Source organism: Actinomadura sp. HBU206391 (assembly GCF_014323665.1).
GTDB lineage: Bacteria > Actinomycetota > Actinomycetes > Streptosporangiales > Streptosporangiaceae > Actinomadura_C.
Genome location: NZ_JABVEB010000524.1, coordinates 1 through 1,588 on the forward strand (window position 1 = coordinate 1; position 1,588 = coordinate 1,588).

Annotated in this window: 2 protein-coding genes; one reads left to right on the top strand and one right to left on the bottom strand. The window is 70.7% G+C overall.

The genetic code is table 11. The features are described 5' to 3' along the window. Positions 1-374 (bottom strand): trehalose-6-phosphate synthase (locus tag HKK72_RS39075; protein ID WP_187239404.1); only part of this gene is annotated, 374 nt, incomplete at its 3' end. Between the two features lie 421 nt (positions 375-795). On the opposite strand from HKK72_RS39075, the gene HKK72_RS39080 reads away from it, so the two are divergent. Beyond that, positions 796-1,588, top strand: a 793-nt coding sequence (locus HKK72_RS39080) for a hypothetical protein (RefSeq protein WP_222721694.1), incomplete at its 3' end; no start/stop codon positions are given.

Sequence of the window (1,588 nt, forward strand, 5' to 3'; positions counted from 1 at the left end):
CTGTTGACCTTGACGTAGGCGTCCCAGAGCCCACGTTCGTAGACCGGCGCCGCGATCACATCGTGGTAGAGCGGCCACAGCGTCGCGTTGGAGAACCCCTCGTAGTAGAGCTCGACCTCCTCGGCCGAGAGCGGGACGGACACCAGCGACATGCCGTCCTCTTCGAAGGGCTTCAGATCCTCGTCCGGCGCGCCCGACCAGCCGACCCAGGCCCCGGCCCGACGCCGCATCAGCGGCACGATCGCGGTCACCAGCCCGCCCGGGCTGCGGCGCCATGAGGACTGCCCGTCCTCGTCGGTCACACGATCGACCGGAAGGCGGTTGGCTACTACGACGAAATCACTACCGTTGGGCACCGAGGGGTCGCCTTTCATTACTGGCCGGCTCCTGATGCGGCCGACTAAACAACCATGCCCAAAAACGGACATAGATCACGTGACAGCCGTCACGTCCGTCAAATCGGGCGCGGCACCGCCGCATTACCAGAAGGTAAGCGCCCCCGCCGCATAAGGCGAGAGGCCTCGCGGCGGTGGAGTCCGAAATTCACATTCCGGTCCTGACGGCACGGACCGAGGTGGCCGGGCCGCCCGCCGGGAGCACGGCGGAGGCACGCCGAGAGCCCGGCCGGCGGATCAGAGTTGCGGCCAGTCCTCGTACAAGCCACCACAAGCCAGGCGAACAGCAACGACGTCGCTCGAGACCCTCTGACAGAAGACCATCGGGTGGCTTATCGTCCTGGCACGACGTGGGCTGCGCCATCACGCGGGGGGACGAGCCAGGCGATGAGGAGCGACCATGACCGTAATTGTGATCGTCGCCTGCCTGGTGACCGCCGGGGCGGAGCTCTTTCTGGCCCGCGGCGCGCGCCGGGTGGCGGATCGGCTGGAAAAGCTGGAGGCGCTGACGCTGCGCCAGGACGAACGCATGGACTCGATGACCGCACGGTTACGGGACGCCGGGCCGGTGACGGCCGTGCCCCCGGACACCGGGCCGGTGACGGCCGTGCCGCCGGGCACCGCCGCCGTCCGCGCCGCCGGCGATCACGCCGATCGCGCCGACCGTGGCCTGCTGAGGATCATCGACGAGACCGCGCGGCTCCGTGAACGGCTGAGCGCGCTCGAGGACGCCCGCCGCGTGGACCGCGATCTCTGCGCGCATCTCGACGGGGCGGTCGAGTCGCTGGAACGCGTGGTCGCGAACGTCTTCCGGCTCACGGTCGGCGAGCTGGACCAGGCGGCCGCCGGGACGTTGCGCGGTGCGCCGGCGGAATCGGGCGCCGGCCGCGACGTGGGGAGCGCCGACACGGTCGATCTCGGGCGACCCGACCACGGCGGGCGGCGCTCGGCGATCGGGATCATGATGGCGCTGGCGGCCGCCGTGAGCGTGCCGCTCGTCTGGGGAACCCTGGCCGGGTCGGGCGGCGCCGTCCTGTCTCAGCTCCATCGGTTCCTCACCGCGTACGGCGGGGTGCTCGCACTCGTGGCCTCGACGTCGTCCGTGGCCGCTGGCCTGGTCGCCACCGGCCGTGTGCTGTTGTCGATCCGGCACCGGATCCTGGCGCAGGCCGTCCACCGCGCGGCGACCTTGG